The following is a 20383-nucleotide window of genomic DNA, read 5'->3' on the forward strand; positions in this document are numbered from 1 at the left end:
GGCCGGACCAGCCGAGATCACCGGCATCCGACTCGGCCACCCCCGTGAACCAAGTTAGCTGCCAGCTATCGGCGAGCTCCAACGTTGTCTGAGACGCGCTCAATTGTCAACTGGCGGCTAATCTGCGAAACTGACGATTAGCCAAGGGCTAATGCCGAGGAGGTGACGGGAGGGAGATCGCGAATGTCCGGGACTGATGACCGGCCCGTGCTGGCAGTGCGTCTGGACAACCTCTTCAAGACGGTTCGTCCCAAGGGCAGGCACTGGACCAACGCCGAGGTGGCCGAGGAGCTGAAGCAGGCCAATCCCGACCTCCGGGTCGGCGGTGTGTACCTGTCGCAGCTGCGGACCGGCAAGCGCTCCAACCCCTCACCCGACCTACTGGCCGCCCTGGCGCGCTTCTTCGGGGTGTCGGTCGCCTACTTCTTCGACGACGACGTCGCCGAGTCCGTCCTGAGCCAGGTCGCCGCCATCGAGGCGCTGCGGCAGGCCGGCGTCCGCTCGGTGGCGATGCGGGCCGCCGGGATGAAGAAGGAGAACCTTCAGGCCATCACGGCCATCATGGACCAGTACCGGCAGATGCAGGGCCTCCCTCCCGTCACCGACCCCGCGGAGCAGGAGTGAGGAGCGGCCGGAGGGGCCGGTCGGCCGACCAGGACCGCCGCAGCCGCCTCAAGAGGCTCCGGAAGGCCGGCGCGCAGCGGATCGCCGACCTCGACCTGCCGCGCGTCGCCGACGTGGCCGAGCTGTGCCGCCACCTGAGCGAGGTCCGGGGCCGCCCGATCACGCTGGTCCCGATGCAGATGCCCGCGTCGCACCCGTGCGGCATGTGGGTCGCCGCACGCGACGAGGACCTGATCTTCTACGACGCCAACACGACCAGCGCGCATCAGGAGCACATCATCTTGCACGAGCTGGGCCACATCATCTGCTGCCACCGCGGGGCCGGCTGGCTGGACGAGGCGAGCGCCCGCCTCCTCTTCCCCGACCTCGACCCCGACCTCGTACGCGACATGCTCCTGCGCGCGACCTACGACGACGTCCAGGAGCAGGAGGCGGAGATCATCGCCTACCTGCTCTCCCAGCGGGTCGGCAGCACCGAGGGGCGGCACGGCGCGGCACCGGCCGAGCCGGGCAAGAACGCCACGCTCAGCCGGATAGAACGCACCCTCATCTGACGTGGCGCGCGCCTTCCGCGGTGGACGCCACCTCCTCGGCCAGGACGGCCACGGTCCGTCGGATGTCGTCCTCACGGTGGTCGCTGGTGACGAAGAACCGCAGCCGGGCGAGCCCCTCCTCCACCGCCGGGTGCAGGATCGGGTCGGCGATGACCCCGCGGTCGAACAACCGGTCCGCGACGCGCAGCGTCCGCGCCGAGTCGCCCAGGAGACACGGGACGATGGGGGTGCCGGCGCTGGAGCCCGTCGCCAGGCCGGCCGAGGCCGCCAGCCCGAGGAACAGCTCCGCGTTCCGCCGCAGGGACCGCACCCGGTGCGGCTCGGCGACGATCAGCTCGGTCGCGGCCAGCGCGGCGGCCGCGTTCGCCGGGGTGAGGCCCACGCTGTAGACGAAGCCCGGCAGTGTGTGGCGCAGCCACCGCACCGTCCGGGCGGAGCCGCCCAGGTACCCTCCGCAGCTGGCGAACGCCTTGGACAGGGTGCCCATCCACAGGTCGACGTCGGAGCGCTCGACGCCGAAGAACTCCCCCACGCCCCGGCCGGTCTCCCCCACCGTGCCGATGCTGTGGGCCTCGTCGACCATCAGCAGGGCGCCGTGGCGCTTCTTCAGCTCGATCACGGCCGGCAGGTCGACCAGGTCGCCGTCCATGCTGTACGCGCCCTCGACGGCGATCAGCACCCGCCGGAACCGGGACCGGTTGAGCCGCAGCAGGTGCTCCAGCCGGCCGGTGTCGTTGTGCGGGAAGGGGCGCCGGGCCGCGCCGGACAGCGCGCAGCCCTGGAGGATGCTGTCGTGCGCGAGCGCGTCGTGCAGCACCAGGTCGTCGGGGCCCACGAGGTGCCCGATCGCCGTGACGTTGGTGGCGTGGCCGCTCACCAGCGTCAGGCAGTCGCCGACGCCGAGGAAGTCGGCGAGCGCCCGCTCCAGCCGTACCGTCAGGTCCCGTTCGCCGGACAGGGGCCGGCTGGCGGAGACGGAGGTGCCGTACCGCTCCACCGCCGCGCGGGCGGCCTCGTTGACCGCCGGGTGGCCGGAGAGTCCCAGGTAGTTGTAGCTGCCGAAGGACAGGTACGAGCGGTCGCCGACCACGGTCGTGTCGCGGATGGTGCCCTGGTGGACGCGGAAGTACGGGTAGGCCGCGCCACCGGCGGTGACGGCTTCGAGGCGCTGTTCGAACCGCCGTACCTCGGGGAAGTCCTCGATGCGCCCGGTCCCGGGCTCCCGGCCCGCCGCAGGCGGCGGGGCGACCGGGGGTGGTGCGGCGGGGGCGGGCGGCTCGTCGCGGTGCGGATCGACCAGGGCGATCAGCCGTCCGATGGTGAGGCCCGGCGCGTACATCTCCTCCGTGCGGAAGCCCGGTACGCGCTTGCCGATAGCGGCCTCCAGCTCGTGGAGCATCAGCGAGTCGAAACCCAGGTCGTCGACGAGCACCATCCCCTCGTCCAGGTCGGCGAGGGGGAACACCCCGATCCGCGACACCTCGCCGAGCACGACGGAGGCGCCGGACGGGCCGCCGGACCGGCCGGACGCGCGCTGCGCCGGTACGGACACGGACGGCGGTACGGAAGCGGGGGCCGGGGCGGGGGCGTCCTCCGCCGCCTCGCGGGCCGACTCGTCCACCACCCAGTGGCGCCGGGGGGCGAGCGGACTGGGCGGCAGGGTGCAGGGAGGCGTGCGTCCCGTCACGGGGCGCAGCCCCGCACCGGTGACCGCGCGCTCCGCGAGGCGGGTCAGCACGGCCGTACGCGCCTCGGTGGTCAGCTCCCCGGGCACCGGTACGGCCGCCTCGGGCGGCTCGCCGGGCGGCACCGTGCCGGCCACCCGTCCCGGGCCCAGCCGCCCGGTACGGCCGGTCGCCACCTCCTCTGCCGCCGCCGTCAGCTTGGCAACGGCGTCGGAGGCGTCGTCCACCACCAGAGCGAGGCGCTCCGCGAGGAGGGCGCGGCGGGCGAGGGTGTCCGCCACCCGGGCCGTCGGCGGCCGGTCGGCGTCGAGGGCCTCCGCCAGTTCCCGGGCGTGCCGGGCCAGGCCGGCGCGGTCGCGGGCGCTGAGGAGCAACAGGTGTGGCCCGTCGTCCGGTGTCGCGGGGCCGGCCGGTGTCCGGGCGCACTCCTCGACGACCAGATGGACACCGGTGCCGCCGAAGCCGAAGGCGCTCACACCCGCGCGGCGCGGCAGGCCGGAGCCGGCGTCCGGCCAGGGCGTGGGCACCGCCGGCACGGTCAGCCGCGCGGCGTCGAGCACGGAGCGGTCGGCCAGGTCGAATTCCGGCTGTGGCGGCACCACTCCCCGGTGCACGGCCAGGACGGTCTTGATGAGGCCGGCCACGCCCGCGGCGTTCAGGGAGTGCCCGACGACGGCCTTCACCGCTCCGAGGAGGGCGGGTGCCGCGTCCGCCTCGTCGCGCAGCTCGCGCAGGACGGCGGTCTCCACGGGGTCGCCGACCGTGGTGCCGGTGCCGTGGGCCTCCAGGTAGCCCACCGTGCCGGGGCTCAGGCCCGCGTCGCGGTAGGCGCGGCGCAGGGCGCGCAGCTGGCCGGCCGCCTGGGGGTGCATTCCGCCGTGCACGGTCCCGTCGTTGGCCGTGCCGACGCCGCGTATCACCGCGTACACCCGGTCGCCGGCCGCCAGGGCGTCGGACAGGGGGCGCAGGACCAGCACCCCGGCGCCCTCGCCGAGGACGAACCCGTCGGCCTCGGCGCCGAACGGCAGGCACCGGCCGCTGCGCGAGATGGCGCCGATCCGGCAGAGTCCCACCAGCAGGTCCGGGGTGAGCTGGAGCTGCGCGCCGCCCGCGAGGGCGATGCGGCACCGGCCCGCCCGCAGGGCGAACACGGCGTTGGCCACCGCCATCAGCCCGCCGGAGCAGGCGGAGTCCAGCGCGTAGCTCTCACCGTGCAGGTCGAAGACCGAACTGATGGTGTTGGGACCCATGTTGAGCAGCAGTCCGGCCGCGGACGAGCCGTGCAGTCCGTCCACGGCACGCGCCGACTCGCGCCACCGCGGGTCGGCCACCCGGGCTCCGAACTCGCCGCCCGCCAGCTGGCGCATACGGATCTGGAGTGTGCTGATCTCGCGGTACCCGCCCTCGGTGAGCGATGTGATCACCGAGGTCTCCTCGCGGTCGAAGCCCTCGGCCTCCCAGCCCGCGTCCTGGATCGCCTCGCGGGCGAGGTCGATCAGCAGCCGGCCCTGCGGGTCCATCGCGGCGGCCCGCCGCGGCGGGATGTTGTAGTGCGCCGCGTCGAAGTGGCCCACGTCCGGCAGCAGCGCCATGGTGTTGGTGTAGACGGATGACGGGTCGCGGAAGTTGTCGCTGAGGAAGGCGGCGCCGCGCCAGCGCGTGTCGGGGACGGCCGAGAACTGGGCCCTGGGGTCCATCAGCAGGCGCCAGTACTGGTGGAGGTCGCGCGCACCGGGGAAACGGCAGGACATCCCCACGATCGCGATGTCGTCCCGCCGGGTCGCCCCCGGGTCCATGGGGGTGTCGCCGGTCCCCTTCATCGCCGTGACCCGGTGGCCGCCGTATGGTCGCGCCACCAGTCCACCGTCGCGCCGACCTGTTCGTCGACGGGGGTGGCCCGCACCGTGAACGCGGACTCGTAGGCGCTCGAGTCGACGACGAACGGGCGGTCGAACTGGTAGCGCACCTCCTTGAGTTCCCGCACCAGCGGGGACAGCAGCGAGGCGACGCCGAGAACGGCCCGCGGCATGCCGCGGACCGCGACCGGCGCGGTTCCCGCCCGGGCCGCCAGACGGTCGACCATGGCCCGGGTGGAGAGGGCGGGCGCGGTGGGGACGTGCCAGGCGCGCCCCCAGGCCCGCTCCTCGGCGGCCACCTCGGCCAGTGCCCCGGCGACGTCGGGGAGGTAGGTCCAGCTGTGCGGGGCGTCGGGGTTCCCGAGGGTGGTGACCGGCTTGCCGCGCAGCAGCCGGGGCATCACCCGGGCGGCCAGGTGCCCGCCGTCGGTCACGCCGGGCCCGAAGAAGTCGGAGGCCCGTACCTCGACCGCCCGGATGCGGCCCTGTTCGTGCCGTTCCCGCGCCTGCTTCCACAGGTCTGCGCGGACCCGCCCCTTGGGGCCGGTCGCCGCGAGCGGCAGGTCCTCGGTCAGCGGGCGGTCCACCGGGCCGTAGCCGTAGAGGTTGCCCAGCATGACGAGGACGGCCCCGGTCGACTCGGCCGCCTCGAAGGTGGCCGAGGCCAGCGCCGGCCATTCGCTCACCCAGCGGTGGTAGGGCGGTGCGGCGCAACTGTAGAGGGCGGTGGCGCCCTTGACGGCGTCGATCAGCGGTCCGCTGTTCCTCGCGTCCAGCGCGAGGTGCTCGATGCCCGGTTCCGGGCTGCGGCCCGACCGGGTGATGACGCGTACGGAGTGGCCCTGTGCTGCCAGCAGCCGCGCGGTGGCCGCGCCGGCGGGCCCGAAACCTATGACGACATGAAGGTTCACCCCCGCACACTAACCCGGCGGCCCGCCCGGCTCGTCGGGGGCGCCCCCCTCCGGTGCCCGTGACCGCACCGGAGGACCCCGCCGCGAACGGCCTTTGCGCGTAGGGGACTTGACGGTCAGGGCGGAGGCGGGAGGCGCCACGGAGGGGCGGCGCGCGGACGGGGGCGGGGCGGTGGCCGTGAGAGGTGCCCACGCACCGCGACGGGGGTGTGGCAGAGGGGGCTTGAGTGTGTGCGGCAGGGGCGTGGGGTGGTGCAATAGATCTCGACCTGGTCACAAGCCGGACGATCTCTGCAGCATCCATAAGGTGTGCCTTACCTAAGTTGTATGGTGGCGCGGTCGGACCGGCAACGGGGGAAGGAACGTGGTGTCCATGGGCGACGTCCGCCTGGTGGCGAAGGACCTCGAGGTCGGGCACGGCGGCCGTCCCGTGCTGAAGCGGGTGGACCTGTCCCTCCGGGCCGGGGCGGTCACCGTGCTCGTCGGGCCCAACGGCTGTGGGAAGTCCACCCTGTTGCGCACCGTGGCGGGCCTCCTGCCGCCGCTCGCGGGAGAGGTGCGCGTCGACGACACGCCCCTCGCCTCGTTCGCCCGCCGCACGCTGTCCCAGCGCCTGGCCTTCCTTCCCCAGACCTCGCAGGCCCCGGCCGGAGTGACGGTCCGTGAGTTGGTCCGGCACGGCCGGTACGCCCACCGGGGCGCGCTCGCCCGGCACACCGGCGAGGACACCGAGGCGATCGACTGGGCGCTGGAGGTCACGGACGCGGCCCCCCTCGTGGAGCGGCGGCTCGACGAACTGTCCGGCGGCGAACGCCAGCGCGCCTGGCTGGCCATGGTGCTGGCGCAGCGCGCCGGGGTGCTCCTGCTGGACGAGCCCACCACGTACCTCGACATGCGCCACCAGTTCGAGGTGCTCGACGTCGTGCGGCGCCTGGCCCGGGAGCACGGCATCGCCGTCGGCGTGGTCCTGCACGACCTGATGCAGGCCGCGGCCTACGCCGACGACGTCGTGGTCGTCGCGGACGGCGGGATCGCCGCCGCGGGGACGGCCGACGACGTCCTCACGCCGGACGTCATCGAGCGAGCCTTCGGGCTGCGCGTGAGCGTCGTCCGCGATCCGGCCACCGGCCATCTCGCCTGCTTCCCCCAGCGGTCCCAGGCTCCCGCCGCGTCCTGAACCCGAGGGCCCCGGCGGTCCCGCCCGCATCACCAGCACACAAGGAGAGACTCACCATGCAGAGAACGCTGCGCGCCCTCGCGACCGGCGGAACCGCTGTGGCCCTGATACTCACCGCCGCGGGCTGCGGGTCCGGCACGGTGGGCGGGACGACGGACGACAGGTCCGGCGGGGCCAAGGCCGGGAGCGGGAGCATCACCGTCGACACCGCCCAGGGCAAGGTCAGCCTGGACAAGCCCGCGACCAGGGTCGTGGCGCTGGAGTGGACGTACACCGAGGAGCTGGTCGCGCTCGGTGTCACTCCGGCGGGCAACGCCGACAACAAGGGCTACGGCACCTGGATCACCGCCGAGGGCGCGGACCTGCCGGGCAAGGTGACCGACGTGGGCGACCGCAACGAGCCCAGCCTGGAGAAGATCCGCGCGCTCCGGCCCGACCTCATCGTGATCGACAACGACCGGTCCAAGGCCAACCTGAAGCAGCTCCAGGCCATCGCTCCGGTGCTGTCGTTCACGTACACCACCAAGCCGCAGCTGGAGACGATGAAGAAGAACTTCGGCGAGCTGGCGAAGGCGGTCGGCAAGGAGGACAAGGCCGCCGAGGTGACCGGGCGGATCGACGCCAAGGCCGCCGACCTCAAGGGCCGGCTGGACAAGGCGGGCAAGGGCGGCCTGAAGTACGCCCTCGCGCAGGGCTTCACCGCCAACGGAGCCGCCTCCATCCGTATGCTCACCGACGACGCGATCGCCCCCCAGGTGCTGAACCTGGCCGGGCTGAAGAACGGCTGGAAGGGCCAGTCCGACGCCTGGGGCATGACCACCGTCGGTGTCGAGGGGCTGACGAAGGTCGAGAAGGACGCGACGTTCCTGTACGTCGCCGCCGACGACGACGACCCGTTCACCGGTGACCTCGCCGGCAACGCGGTCTGGAAGGGCCTGGAGTTCGTCAAGAAGGACAAGGCCCTCCCGCTCGACCCGGGCACCTGGCTCTTCGGCGGTCCGCTGTCGGCGATGCACCTCCTCGACGAGACCGGCAAGGCTCTGAAGGTCTGATGGTTCCGGAAGGACTGACGACGGCCGCACCCGCCGCCCGTCTGCCCGGCCACCGCCCGCGGGCCCTGCTCGTGGGCGGCGGCCTGTCCCTGGCCCTGTGCGTGGTCGGCGTGCTCCACCTGGGTCTCGGGGTGTCCGGAGTCGGCATCGGCGACATCCTGGACCTGCTCCTCGGCCACGGCGACGCCCGCACCGAGGACGTCCTGCTCGGCAGCCGCCTGCCGCGCACCCTGACCGGGCTGGTCGTCGGAGTCGCGCTCGGCGTCTCCGGCGTCCTCGTGCAGGGCGCGACCCGCAACCCCCTGGCGGCGCCCGACACCCTGGGCGTGAACGCCGGGGCGTACTTCGCCGTGGTGCTGGTGGCCTTCACCGGGATCAGCCTCGGCCCCGTCCCGGCCGGCGGCGCGGCGTTCCTCGGCGGCCTCGTCGCGGTCGCCGTCGTGTACCTGCTCAGCCGCAACGGGGTGATGACGCCCGGCCGGGTGCTGCTCGCCGGTGCGACCGTGGCGCTCGCGGGCACCGCGGGCGCCGAGTTCCTCCAGATGCTCGACGTGCAGGCGACCCGGGGGCTGTTCTTCTGGGGCAACGGCACGCTGATGCAGTCCGGCCTGGAGCGGCCGCTGACACTCGGCGCGGTCGTCGCGGCCGGCGCGCTGCTCGCCCCGCTGCTGGCGCGCCCGCTGGACCTGCTGGCCCTCGGGGACGAGACGGCCGAGGCCATGGGCGTACGGGTGGAACGGGTGCGCCCGGCGGCCTTCCTGGTCGCCGTGCTGCTGTCGGCGGCGGCCGTGTCGCTGGCCGGCCCGATCGGCTTCGTCGGGCTGATCGGCCCGGTGGTCGTACGGCAGCTGGGTGTCCGCACCCACGCGCTGCTCATCCCGATGGCGGCGCTGCTGGCGTCCACCCTGGTCCTGGGCGCCGACGCGGCGGCCCAGCTGGTCGTGACGCCGTCCGCCACGCAGCCCGCCGAGATCCCGGTCGGTGTGGTGACGGCGCTGATCGGCGGTCCGGTGTTCATGGCTCTGGCGCGCCGGGTGAGCACGGGTGACGCCGACACGGGCGCCGCGGTGGTGGTGTCCGGCCGGCGGCGCGCCCCCGCTTTCGCGGTGGTGCTGGGCGGCGGGCTGGTGGCCCTGGCCGTCGCGATCGCCGTCTCGCTGCGCGTGGGCGATGTGGAGATCACCTGGAGCCAGCTCGTCGCGGCGCTGTTCGGTTCCGCCGAGCAGATCACCGAGGCGGTGGTCGACTACCGGCTGCCCCGCGTCCTGGTGGCCGCGCTGGCCGGGGCGTGCCTGGCGGTGGCCGGGGCGGCGGTGCAGGCGGTCGTACGCAACCCGCTGGCCGAGCCGGGGCTGGTGGGGGTGACCGGCGGTGCGTCGCTCGGCGCGATCGCGGTCATCGTCGCCGTGCCGTCGGCGCCGCTGGTGGCCCTGCCGGCCGCGGCGGGCGTCGGGGGCGTCGCCATGCTCGCCCTGGTGGTGCTGGTCGCGCGCGGGAGCCGCACGGACGGGCGGGCCGGCCTGGACCCGACCCGGGTGGTGCTGGTGGGCCTGGGAGCCGCCGCCACCTCGATGGCACTGGTCAACATCATGGTCGTCAGCGTGCAGATGAACGTGTCCTCCGCGCTCGGCTGGCTCGCGGGCAGCACGTACGCCCGGGACTTCTCCGCGCTGGGCTGGCTGGCGCTGCCGGCGCTGGTGGCGGTGGCCCTGGTGGCCGCGGCACGGCCGGTGAACCTGCTCTCGCTCGGTGACGACCTGCCCCGCGCCCTCGGGCTGGAGCTGGGCCGCGCCCGGCTGCTGGTGCTCGGCGCGGGCGCGGTGCTGGCGGCGGGTACGGCGGCGGCGGTGGGCGCGGTCGGTTTCGTCGGGCTGGTCGCCCCGCATCTGGCCCGGCGGATCGTCGGCAACGACACGGCCCGGGCGGTGCCGATGGCCGCCGTCCTGGGGGCGGTGCTGGTGGTGTCGTCGGACGCCCTGGGGCGTTGGCTGCTGGCCCCGACGGAGATCCCGGTGGGCATCGTCACGGCGCTGGTGGGCGCCCCGTACCTGGTGTGGTTGCTGCGTCGGTTGTGACGGTCGGGGTTCAGGAGGTCTGAGCGATACGGGACCGGGGGCGCTTCGCGGTGCCCCCGGCGGCCTCCGCCCCGGCCCGGAGCGTCCGGGCGGCCAGGACTCCGAGCAGGCAGACGAGCGCGGAGGCCAGGCACACGGCGGTGAAGGCGCCGGAGAAGGCCGTGCGGGCGAGCGGCTGGAGCGCGGGGTCGAGCAGGTCGAGCCGCCCGGTCTCGACGGCCTCGCGCACCGGACCGGTGACGCCCGGGACGGTCCCGAGGCCGTCGCTCAGCCGGGCGGAGAAGACGGCGCCGAAGACCGCGACGCCGGTCGCCGTGCCGAGCGGGTAGCAGGCGTTGGTCAGCCCGGAGGCCATCCCCGCCCGGTCGGCGGGCGCGGCACCGACCGCGACGCCCATGAGCGGCGGGAAGATGACGGCCCCTCCGATGCCGAGGAGCACCAGCGCGGCGACGGTGACGGCCCGGCCTGCGCCGCCGACGCCGGTGGAGGCGACGGCGAGCCCGGTCAGCCCCAGCCCCTGGGCCGCGAAGCCGGCGGCGACCAGCAGGTCGGGCGGGAAGGCCCGTTGCAGGCGCGCCACGAAGAGCCCGGCGACGAGCAGACTGCCGGTGAGCGGCAGGAGGTGCAGCCCGACTTCGAGCGGGGAGTACGCGTGGGTGCTCTGGAGCCACAGGGTGACGAAGGCGAGCACGCCGAGGCTCGTCAGCCGGGCCAGGAAGCCCAGCACGGCGGCGCCGGAGAACGCCCGGATCCTCAGCAGGGTCATGTCGAGCAGGCCGTCGCCGCGCCGCTGGCTGGCCACGAGGGCGGCGGCGAGGAGAACGCCGAGGGCCGCCGAGAGCAGCACCTCGGGCGCCGCCCAGCCGGATTCGGGGCCGGTGACCAGTGGGTAGTGCAGCGCCAGGAGCGCGCCGACGCCGAGGGCCGCGCCGGCCGGGTCCAGCCGGCGCCGGGCGTCCCCCGGCGCCACCGACTCGGGCATGCGGGTGAGCGCGCCGGCCACCACCAGGATGCCGATGGGTACGTTGACCAGGAAGATCCAGCGCCATCCCAGGACCTGGACGAACAGGCCGCCGACGATGGGGCCGAGCGCGCCGGCCGCGGAGGCGATGGCGGCGAAGGCGGCTATCGCGGCCTGGCGTCGGGCGCCTTCGTACGCGGCGGCCAGCAGCGCCAAGGTCGGCGCGAACACGAGCGCGCCGCCCAGCCCCTGGGCCGCGCGGGCGGCGACGAGGGTGCCGGCGTCCGGCGCCAGCCCGCACGCGGCGGACGCGAGGGTGAACAGCGCCATGCCGGCGGTGAACACGGTGCGGCGCCCCACGCGGTCGGAGAGGGCGCCCGCGGTCAGCAGCAGCGCGCCGAACGCCAGCGAGTAGGCCGACACGGTCCACTGCACCCTGCCGAGTCCGGCTCCGACATCCCGGGCGATGTCGGACAGGGCGACGTTCACCACGGTCACGTCCAGGGTCATCATCACGCCACCGGCGCTGACCAGGGCGAATGTCCAGCGCGGGGTGCGACGGCGGGAAGGCACCGCTGATCACCTCCAGGAGATGGGGGGTTCGGCCCCTGACGAGACAGGGCAACTGACGTGGCGTCAGTCGTCAACTGGGGCCTGTTGGCCGAAAGTTGACCTTGTCCATTAGGTAAGCCTAACCTAATGTAACTCCGCTTGGACGTCCAGGTGTTCGAGCGCAATGATCCGGACAGACATCGGAGCCGCCTGATGCCCACCCCCGCCGACCACCCCGTGCCCGCGCTGCCGGACGTGACCCCCGCGGCATGGCGGGAGGCCAACCGACGGCTGCTCGCCAAAGCGCTGGGCGAGTGGTGTTTCGAGGACATGCTCAAGGCGGTCGGGACCGGCGACGGCGGCTACCGCGTCGACCTCGACAGCGGCACCACGTACGCCTTCACCGCCACTCCCGGCGCGTTCGGCTGGCTGCGCGTCGATCCCGCCTCGATCACCCGCACCGCCACCAGCATGCTCGGCAACTCCATAGCCCAGCCCGCCTGGGACGCGCAGGAGTTCCTGATCGAGGCGGCGTCGACGATCGGCAGCGACCCCTCGACCATCGCCACGTACTTCACCGAGCTGTCCGCCACCCTGGCCGTCGACGCCGCCCGCATCACCCACGGCGGTGAGACCGTGGCCGAGCTGCGCGCCCTGGACCACACCGAGCTGGAGTGCCGCATGACCGGGCACAACCTCCTCGTGGCCAACAAGGGACGCATCGGCTTCTCCGCCACCGACGTCCGCCGGTACGCGCCCGAATCCGCGCAGACCCTGACGCTCCGCTGGGTGGCCGTCCACCGCGGTCTGGCCGAGTTCCGCGGCACCTCCGAGCTGTCCGAGAGGCAGGTCCTCGCCCGGGAGCTGGACGACGCGACGCGCGAGCGGTTCACCGCCGTCCTCCGGGAGGCCGGGGTCGACCCCGGGGGCTACGTCTGGCTGCCGGTCCACCCCTGGCAGTGGGACCACGCCGTCCAGATCCTGCACGCCGCCGACGTGGCGCAGCGCCGCGTCATCCCGCTGGGCGAGAGCCCCGACGCGTACCTGCCCGGGCAGTCCATCCGGACCATGGCCAACGTCACCACCCCCGAGCGGTGGGACGTCAAACTCCCCCTGAAGATCCTCAACACCCTCGTCTGGCGCGGCATCCCGCCGCACTGCACCATGGGCGCGCCGGTCGTCACCCAGTGGCTGCGCGGTCTCGTCGAGCGCGACGCGTTCCTGACCGAGGAGTGCCGCACCGTGTTCCTCGGCGAGGTCGCGTCGGTGACCGTCAGGCACCCCTACCTCACCAAGCTCGACGACGCGCCCTACCAGCACCTGGAGACGCTCGGCTGCATCTGGCGGGACTCGGTGTCGGCGCGCAGGGACCCCGGCGAGCGGGTGCGCACCTTCGCCTCGCTGCTGCACGTCGACAGCGCGGGCGACGCGTTCGTCGCCGAACTCGTCCGCTCCTCGGGGCTCGACCCGCAGGAGTGGCTGCGGCGCCTGTTCGACACCCTGCTCGTACCGATCATGCACGTGCTGTACCGGTACGGCGTCACCTTCAACCCGCACGGGCAGAACACCCTGATCGGGTACGACGAGAACGATGTGCCGGCCCGCCTGTACCTGAAGGACTTCGTGGACGACGTGTGCGTGTCGTTCACCGACGTACCCGAGCGCGGACCCGAGCCGGACGGGCACGACCACGTGCTTCCCCGCAAGCACCCGTCGATCATCAAGCAGCACGTCGTCGACCAGGTCTTCGTCGGCCACTTCCGCTATCTCGCGCCGCTCTGCGCCGACCAGCTCGGCGTACCGGAGAAGACGTTCTGGCGGCTGGTCCGGCAGACGATCCTCGACTTCCAGCGGCGGTTCCCCGAGCTGTCCGAGCGGTTCGCCGAGTACGACCTGCTCACCCCGGAGATCCCCCGCTACGGCCTTAACCGCGACCGGATCGTGGTCACCCGGTACACCGACCGCGCACTGCGCCACGCGCTGTACCCGAACGGCACGCACCCCAACCCGCTGGCCGAGCACTGAGGAGACCGGGCGTGACACCGCTGACCGGGACACGGCCCCCGCTGTCCCCCTTTCCCCCGACCCTGCTCGCCGGCTCCCACGAGGGGCTCGCCGAGGTCCTCGCCACGCTCGCCGAGGCGGTCGACACCGCGTCGGCCGCCCGCAGGCCCGGCGGCCCCGTCCCGGCGGGCACCCCCGCCGAGGTCCTCGCCGCCGCCTCCCGGGCGCTGGGCCCCGAGGAACTGCCCGCCGAGGGGCTCGGCCCCAAAGCGGCGCTCCAGCTGCTGACGACCCTGCTGGTCGAGGGCGGCATCGACCTGTCCCACCCCCGGGCCGCCGCCCACCTCCAGCCGCCGTCGCTGGCGGTCGCCGTCGCCGCCGACACCCTGGCGAGCGCCCAGAACGCCTCCCTGGACACCTACGACTCCGGGGCCTCCGCCCTGGCCGTGGAGCGCTGGCTCATCGGCGTGCTGATCCGGCTCGCCGGTCTCGGCGAGCGCGCCGACGGCGTCCTCACGCCCGGCGGATCGCTGTCCAACCTGATGGGCCTGCTGCTGGCCCGCGACGCCGCCGCGCTGCGGCGGGGTGTCGACGCCCGCGCACAGGGGGTCGCGGCGCTGCCCGGTCCGGTGGTGTTCTGCTCCGAGCTGGCCCACTTCTCCACCCACCGCGCCTGCGCCGCCCTCGGGCTGGGCGAGGCCGCCGTGCGCCCCGTACCGGTCGACGAGCGCCGGCGCATGCGGCCGGACGCGCTGGCCGCCGCCCTGGACGCGCTCGGCCCGGACCGCACGCCCGTCGCGGTGGTCGCCACCGCCGGGACCACCGACTTCGGCTCGGTCGACCCGCTGCCGGAGATCGCCGAGATCGCGGCCGGGCACGGCGTGTGGATGCACGTCGACGCGGCGTACGGGTTCGGCGCGCTGTTCTCGCGGCGGCTGGCCGGCCGCCTGGCCGGTCTCGAACTGGCCGACTCCGTCACGCTGGACCTCCACAAGATCGGCTGGCAGCCGGCCGCCACCAGCGTGCTGCTGGTCTCCGACACGACCGCGTTCACCTCACTGGACCGCGAGGTCGCCTACCTCAATCCGGTGGACGACACCGAGGCGGGGTACGACGGGCTCCTCGGCCGCAGTCTCCAGACCACCCGCCGCCCCGACGCGGTGAAGGCCGCCGCCACGCTGCTGGCGTACGGCCGCGGCGGCATGGGCCGCATGGTCGACGCGTGCCACGACCTCGCCCGCCACGCCGAGCGGCGCATCGCCGCCGAACCCGCGCTGGAGCTGGTCGCCCCGGCCGAGCTGACCACGGTGCTGTTCCGCTACCGCGGCGCGGACCCGGCCGCCTCCGACGAGCTCAACGGCGCGCTGCGCCGCCTGCTGCTGGAGTCCGGCACCGCCCTCATCGGGCGCACCGAGGCGAGGGCGGGCGGACCGGGCTCCCCCAAGCGGGTGTGCCTGAAGTTCACCCTGCTCAACCCCACCGCCACCACCGCCGACATCGACGGTCTCGTGGACACCGTCCTCGACGCCGGCCGGACCTGTGAACGACTCATCGAGGAGGGCGCCGCATGAGCATCACCACCACGGCGGCAACCACCACCCGCCAGGACCCCTTGCACGCGGCGGACGCCCGCGGCGCCGCCGAGCACGCCCACATCGAAGCCCTGCTGCGGTGCTGGCTGCGGGAGACCGGCACGCCCGTCGCGCCCGGCCCGCTCCGGGTGGAGCTGCCCACGACCGGCCTGACCCTCGTCACCGAGGTGACGCACCGCTCCCCCACCGGCTGGCACCGGTTCGCCCCCGCCCGCCTGGAGGGACCCGGCGGGCCGCTGGGCCCGTCGGCCGACCCCGTGACGGCGGTCGCGCTGCTGGCCACCGAGGCGGCGGCGCGCGGCGGCGGCCGTCCCGGCGGCGTCCCGGCCGGGGAGGTCGCCGACCTCGTGGAGCGCACCGCCGAGTCCGTGCGCCGGGTCGCCACGTTCCTCTCCGAGCGGCGGGCGCGGCCGGAACCGCCGCCCGGCACGGACGGCTTCCTCGACGCGGAACAGGCACTGCTGCTGGGCCACTTGAACCACCCGGCGCCCAAGAGCCGGGACGGCATCTCCGACCGGGACGCCGCCGCCTTCTCGCCCGAGCTGCGCGGTTCGTTCCGGCTGCACTGGTTCGCCGCCGACGAGTCGGTGGTCTCCCACGACGCCGTCGACGGCGCCCCCTCGCTGGCGGGCCGCGACACCGTGGCCCTCCTCGCCGATCTGGCCGGACGCCGCCCCGGCGACGGGCGGGTGCTGGTGCCCGCCCACCCCTGGCAGGCCCGGGACCTGCTGCACCGGCCCCGGATCAGGGCGCTCGTCGCCTCGGGCGCGCTGGAGCCGCTCGGTGAGCTGGGGCCCGAGTGGTGGCCCACCTCCAGCGTGCGGACGGTGTACCGGCCGGACGCGGAGGTGATGCTGAAGCTCTCGCTCGGGCTGCGGCTGACCAACTCCCGCCGCGAGTCGACCCGTACGGAGCTGAGGCGCGGCCTGGAGATCAACCGGCTCCTCGACGCCGGGTACGCCGGCAGCACCTTCCGCGCGCACCCCGGCTTCGCCATCACCCGCGATCCCGCCTGGCTCGCGGTGGACGAGCCGGGCCGCCCCGGAGGGCCGGAGGTGACCGGCCTGGACGTGGCCGTGCGCGAGGTCCCGGACGGCATCGCCGACCTGCGCTGCCTGGTGGGACTGGTGGCCCCGCGCCCCGGCCTCGGCCGGAGCGCGCTGGGCGAACTCGTCGCCGCGCTCGGGCCCGGGGCGGCCGAGCGGTGGACGGCCGACTACACGGACAAGGTGCTGGTGCCGATGCTGCACCTGTACGCCGCGACCGGCATCGGCCTGGAGGCGCACCAGCAGAACACCCTGGTCCGGCTGGACGCGGCGGGCCGGGTCACCGGCTCCACGTTCCGCGACAACCAGGGCTACTACCTGGCGGCGTCGCACCTGCCGGGGCTGCTGAAGCGGCTGGGCGCGGACTCCTCGACGCTCGCGGTGGTCGACGACGCCCTCGTCGACGACCGGCTCTCGTACTACCTGCTGCGCAACCAGGCGCTGTCGGTCGTGGGCTGCCTCGCCGTCGACGGGCTGGCGGACGAGCGGGACCTGCTCGCGGTGCTCGCCGGCCGGCTGCGGGCCGCGCTGCCCGCGCTGGCAGCCGCCGGGCCGGACGGCGACCGGCTGGCGCGCCGCTGGCTGGAGGCCCCCACCCTGCCGTGCAAGGGGAACCTGCTGACCCGGCTGCACGGCATCGACGAGGTCCTCGCCCCGCTCGACGCCCAGTCCGTCTACCTCGACGCCCCCAACCCCCTTCAGGAGGCCAGCGCATGACCTCGGCACAGCCTGCCGCGCCGTCCACCGTCCCGGGCCCGCCGCTGCCCTTACTGCGCGCCCCCTGGTCGGCCCGGCCGGCCCGGGCGGAGGGCGCCGACCTGGACCTGGTGCACGGCTGGATGCAGTCGGCGCACATCGACGCCTTCTGGCACCAGGCGTGGCCGCGCGAGCGCTGGTACGAGGAGATCGCCGGGCACCTCGCGGGCGACGCGATCCTGCCGGTGCTGGTCGACCTGGACGGCCGGCCGTTCGCGTACATCGAGGTGTACCGGGTGGTGCGGGACCGGCTCGCCGACCACTACGCGCGGCTGCCGCACGACCTGGGCGTCCACATCGCCATCGGCGAGGAGGGCCGCACCGGCAAGGGGCTCGGCCGGGCCCTGCTGCGGGACCTGGCGGAGGGCCTGCTGGCCGCCGACCCCCGGTGCACCCGGGTGGTCGCCGAGCCGGACGTGACCAACGCGCCCTCGCTGAGGGCGTTCGAGGCGGCGGGCTTCCGCCCCGCCGGGGAGGTCTCCTTCCCCGACAAGACCGCCGCCCTGATGGTCCGTCCGCGTCGCGAGGAGGACATGCCGCGATGACCGCGACCGTCCCGACCGGTGACCACGACGTGGTGGCCATCGGCTGCGGCCCCTTCAACCTGGGCCTGGCCGCGCTGGCCTCCACCGTCGACGACGTCGACCTGGTCGTCCTGGAGGAGCGGCCCGAACTCACCTGGCACCGGGGGATGATGTTCGGCGACGCCTCGATGCAGGTGAACTTCCTCGCCGATCTCGTCACCCTCGTCGCCCCCTGGCACCCCCTGTCGTTCCTCGCCTACCTGCACGACATGGACCGGCTGTACACGTTCACCGTGCGGGAGAACTTCTTCCCCTCGCGCCGCGAGTACGAGGACTACCTGCGCTGGGCGGCGGCGAGGCTGCCCTCGGTCCGCTTCTCGCACCGGGTGGACCAGGTGCGGTGGGACGCCGCCGGACAGCGGTTCACGGTGGACGCGGTACGCGGTGACGGCACCCGGCTGCGGATGCGCGCCCGCGACCTGGTGCTGGGCATCGGCACCGCGCCGTACGTCCCGGACGCCCTGGCGGGCCTGCCCGAACCGGTGTTGCTGCACACCTCCGACTACCTGTACCGCGCGTCCGACGTGGCGGCCGCCGGGAAGGTCACGGTCGTCGGCTCCGGCCAGTCGGGCGCCGAGGTGGTGGTGGACCTGCTGGGGCGGAACGTCGAGGGCGGACCGGCGGTGAGCTGGCTGACCCGCACCTCGTCGTTCGCGCCGCTCGACTACACCAAGATGAACCTGGAGCTGACGACCCCGGCGTACATGCGGTACTTCCACTCCCTGCCCGAGGGCGTGCGCGACCGGCTGGTGAAGGAGCAGTGGCAGTTCTACAAGGGCATCTCCACCGACACTTTGGAGGAGATCCACGAGCTGCTCTACCGGCGCCAGCTGGAGCACGGCCTCGCCGAGGTGGAGCTGCGCTTCGGCATCGCGGTGGAGTCGGCGGCCGTCGACGAGGAGTCGGGCCGCGCGGTGCTGACCTGCCGTCACCGCGACACGGGTGAGTGCTTCACGCACACCACCGACCTGGTGGTGGCCGCCACCGGCTACCGCAACCGGACGCCCGCCTTCCTGGCGCCGGTGGACGACCTGCTGCTGCGGGACGAACGGGGCCGCCCGCGCGTCCGCGCCGACCACTCGGTCGAGCTCGCCGACGGCGTCACCGGCCGCGTCTTCGTGGCCAACGCGGAGATCCACAGCCACGGTGTGTCGGCACCGAACCTGGACATCGGCGCCGTCCGCAACGCCACGATCCTGAACGCGATCACCGGACGGGAGACCTACCGCCTGCCGCAGCGGAGCGCGTTCACCAGCTTCGACGTACCGAGGGCGGTGTCGTGAGCCCGTGCCCGCCGGACCGCCCTCCGGTCCGGCGGGCACGTTGGTACGATCATCGGCACACCGGCACCGGCGAGGGAGGTTGATGAATATGGCCCGCCAGACGCCTCATCAGCATGCCCACGTCCGGGTCGCCGCGCGGCGGTAGCCTCGCGGAAACGCGACCCGGTCCTCCCACCCCGACCAGGAGTGTCGCGTGTCTTCCCTTCCCACCACCGATCTGTTCACCGACCGCCTCGTGCTGCGGACGTGGTCCCCCGACGACCTGGGCGCCGTGCTCGGCGGCACCCGGCTCCCGCACTGGGCGCGGGACTTCCCCGCCGAGGGCGACCGCGTCATCGCGGGCTTCACCGCCGAGCACCCCGAAAGCCTCGGCGCGTACGGCCAGCGCCTGATCACCGAACGGGCCGGCGGCCTCGTCGTCGGCTCCATCGGCCTGTTCTGGCCGCCGTCCGACGGCGTGCTGGAGGTCGGGTACGGCGTCGTCGCCTCCCGCCGCGGCCGGGGCTACGCCTCCGAGGCCACCCGGGCGATGGTCGCGCACGGCCTGACCGCTCCGGGCGTGCACACGGTGTGCGCGTCGGTCGAGCTGACGAACCCCGCATCGGTGCGGGTCCTGGAGAAGGCGGGGCTGGAGCGCTGGAACGAGGACGGGACGACGGCCCGCTTCCGCGCCGGAGCCGCCGCTTCCCCGCGGTGACGGCGAGCCGGTCCCGCCGGTGGCCGTAGCCGGCCGCCGGCTCACCGGTGTCCCGGCGGCCGGCGGGGCGCGGTGACCCCCACGCCCTGCCTCGTCGCCGGGTCCGGACACCGCTTGTCGCGGGGTCCGGGCGGCCGACGCGGGTTCCGGCCCCGGCGACGCCTCCGTACCCCCCGGGGCGTGGCGAGCGCCTCCGCCGCCGGGACCCGGCCGGGGGCCGGTCTCCCGGTGGCCGGCCCCGCGGCGGGGGTGTCACGGCCCGCTCCGGCGGTACCCGTCCGTCCGGGGAAGTCCGCGAGACGGAGGCGAGGCGGCGCGATGCGTTTCCAGGACCGCAGGGAGGCCGGGCGGGAACTGGCCGCCCCACTTGTCGAGCGGCAGCGGCTGGGCCTGCTGGCGGACCCGGTGGTGCTGGCGCTGCCGCGCGGGGGCGTACCCGTGGCCGACGAGGTCGCCCGGGCGCTGGGGGCGCCGCTGGACGTGCTCGTCGTCCGCAAGATCGGCGCGCCGTTCAACCGGGAGGTCGGGATCGGGGCGCTGGTGGGCGAGGAGCCGCCGGTCTTCGACGAGCGGGCGCTCACCGTGCTCGGCCTGACCCCCGGGCGGCTGAGCGACCGGGTGGACGCCGAGCGGCGGGAGGCGCGCCGCCGTGAGGAGCTGTACCGGGGCGGCCGGCCGGCCCCCGCGCTCGGCGGGCGGAGCGTCGTGGTGGTGGACGACGGACTGGCGACCGGGGTGACGGCGCGGGCCGCGCTGCGGGCCGTGCGGGCCGCCTCCCCGGCCCGTCTGCTGCTGGCGGTGCCGGTGTGTTCGTCGCAGGCGACGGAGGCGCTGGCCGGGGAGGCCGACGAGATCGTGTACGTGTACCGGCCGCCGCGCTTCGAGGCGGTGGGGCAGTGGTACGACGACTTCGCCCAGCTCACCGATGACGAGGTGTTGCGGACCCTGCGGGCCGCGCACGGCGGCTGACGCCG

Annotated in this window: 15 protein-coding genes; 12 read left to right on the forward strand and 3 right to left on the reverse strand. The window is 74.4% G+C overall.

Annotated features, from left to right (window positions below):
* The first annotated feature begins 183 nt into the window (after window positions 1-183).
* Window positions 184-624, forward strand: coding sequence for a helix-turn-helix domain-containing protein (locus tag IE109_RS04625; protein WP_189549307.1), 441 nt, complete (start codon window positions 184-186; stop codon window positions 622-624).
* Complete coding sequence (locus tag IE109_RS04630; protein ID WP_189549308.1) at window positions 621-1178, forward strand: toxin; 558 nt, start codon at window positions 621-623, stop codon at window positions 1176-1178. The genes IE109_RS04625 and IE109_RS04630 overlap by 4 nt, the downstream gene beginning before the upstream one ends.
* Here IE109_RS04630 and IE109_RS04635 read toward each other — a convergent pair.
* Together IE109_RS04635 and IE109_RS04640 are read right to left on the reverse strand one after the other, a co-directional pair.
* Window positions 1171-4614: an aminotransferase class I/II-fold pyridoxal phosphate-dependent enzyme gene (locus IE109_RS04635; RefSeq protein ID WP_229890608.1), complete on the reverse strand. Its 3444-nt coding sequence runs from the start codon at window positions 4612-4614 to the stop codon at window positions 1171-1173. The genes IE109_RS04630 and IE109_RS04635 overlap by 8 nt on opposite strands.
* 65 nt (window positions 4615-4679) lie before the next feature.
* On the reverse strand, window positions 4680-5630 hold the full coding sequence (locus IE109_RS04640) for an NAD-dependent epimerase/dehydratase family protein (RefSeq protein ID WP_189549310.1): 951 nt from the start codon (window positions 5628-5630) through the stop codon (window positions 4680-4682).
* Window positions 5631-6003: 373 nt separating this feature from the next.
* On the opposite strand from IE109_RS04640, the gene IE109_RS04645 reads away from it, so the two are divergent.
* The 3 genes from IE109_RS04645 to IE109_RS04655 are packed head-to-tail and all read left to right on the forward strand — an operon-like array spanning window position 6004 to window position 9934.
* Complete coding sequence (locus tag IE109_RS04645) at window positions 6004-6807, forward strand: ABC transporter ATP-binding protein (RefSeq protein WP_189549312.1); 804 nt, start codon at window positions 6004-6006, stop codon at window positions 6805-6807.
* Between the two features lie 56 nt (window positions 6808-6863).
* Window positions 6864-7859, forward strand: a complete 996-nt coding sequence (locus IE109_RS04650) for an ABC transporter substrate-binding protein (RefSeq protein ID WP_189549314.1) — start codon at window positions 6864-6866, stop codon at window positions 7857-7859.
* On the forward strand, window positions 7859-9934 hold the full coding sequence (locus tag IE109_RS04655) for an iron ABC transporter permease (RefSeq protein ID WP_189549315.1): 2076 nt from the start codon (window positions 7859-7861) through the stop codon (window positions 9932-9934). The genes IE109_RS04650 and IE109_RS04655 overlap by 1 nt, the downstream gene beginning before the upstream one ends.
* A gap of 10 nt (window positions 9935-9944) precedes the next feature.
* Here IE109_RS04655 and IE109_RS04660 read toward each other — a convergent pair whose 3' ends face one another.
* Window positions 9945-11468, reverse strand: coding sequence for an MFS transporter (locus tag IE109_RS04660; RefSeq protein ID WP_189549317.1), 1524 nt, complete (start codon window positions 11466-11468; stop codon window positions 9945-9947).
* A 192-nt stretch (window positions 11469-11660) separates the two neighbouring features.
* Between IE109_RS04660 and IE109_RS04665 the strand changes: the two genes are divergently transcribed.
* The 7 genes from IE109_RS04665 to IE109_RS04695 all read left to right on the forward strand — a co-directional run bounded on the left by IE109_RS04665 (window position 11661) and on the right by IE109_RS04695 (window position 20378).
* On the forward strand, window positions 11661-13472 hold the full coding sequence (locus IE109_RS04665) for an IucA/IucC family protein (protein WP_189549319.1): 1812 nt from the start codon (window positions 11661-11663) through the stop codon (window positions 13470-13472).
* 11 nt (window positions 13473-13483) lie between these two features.
* A complete protein-coding gene (locus tag IE109_RS04670; protein ID WP_229890550.1) occupies window positions 13484-15022 on the forward strand; it encodes a pyridoxal phosphate-dependent decarboxylase family protein in 1539 nt (512 codons plus the stop codon).
* Complete coding sequence (locus IE109_RS04675) at window positions 15019-16806, forward strand: IucA/IucC family protein (RefSeq protein WP_189549321.1); 1788 nt, start codon at window positions 15019-15021, stop codon at window positions 16804-16806. Before IE109_RS04670 ends, IE109_RS04675 begins: the two co-directional genes overlap by 4 nt.
* Complete coding sequence (locus tag IE109_RS04680) at window positions 16803-17390, forward strand: GNAT family N-acetyltransferase (protein ID WP_189549323.1); 588 nt, start codon at window positions 16803-16805, stop codon at window positions 17388-17390. Before IE109_RS04675 ends, IE109_RS04680 begins: the two co-directional genes overlap by 4 nt.
* Window positions 17387-18712: a lysine N(6)-hydroxylase/L-ornithine N(5)-oxygenase family protein gene (locus IE109_RS04685; RefSeq protein WP_189549325.1), complete on the forward strand. Its 1326-nt coding sequence runs from the start codon at window positions 17387-17389 to the stop codon at window positions 18710-18712. The genes IE109_RS04680 and IE109_RS04685 overlap by 4 nt, the downstream gene beginning before the upstream one ends.
* A 193-nt stretch (window positions 18713-18905) precedes the next feature.
* A complete protein-coding gene (locus tag IE109_RS04690; RefSeq protein ID WP_229890552.1) occupies window positions 18906-19409 on the forward strand; it encodes a GNAT family N-acetyltransferase in 504 nt (167 codons plus the stop codon).
* A 318-nt stretch (window positions 19410-19727) separates the two neighbouring features.
* Window positions 19728-20378 carry a phosphoribosyltransferase gene (locus IE109_RS04695; RefSeq protein ID WP_189549327.1) on the forward strand — a complete coding sequence of 217 codons (651 nt, stop codon included), beginning with the start codon at window positions 19728-19730 and terminating at the stop codon, window positions 20376-20378.
* Window positions 20379-20383: the final 5 nt, after the last annotated feature.

This window comes from Streptomyces lavendofoliae, assembly GCF_014649735.1.
GTDB classification, from domain to species: Bacteria; Actinomycetota; Actinomycetes; order Streptomycetales; family Streptomycetaceae; genus Streptomyces; species Streptomyces lavendofoliae.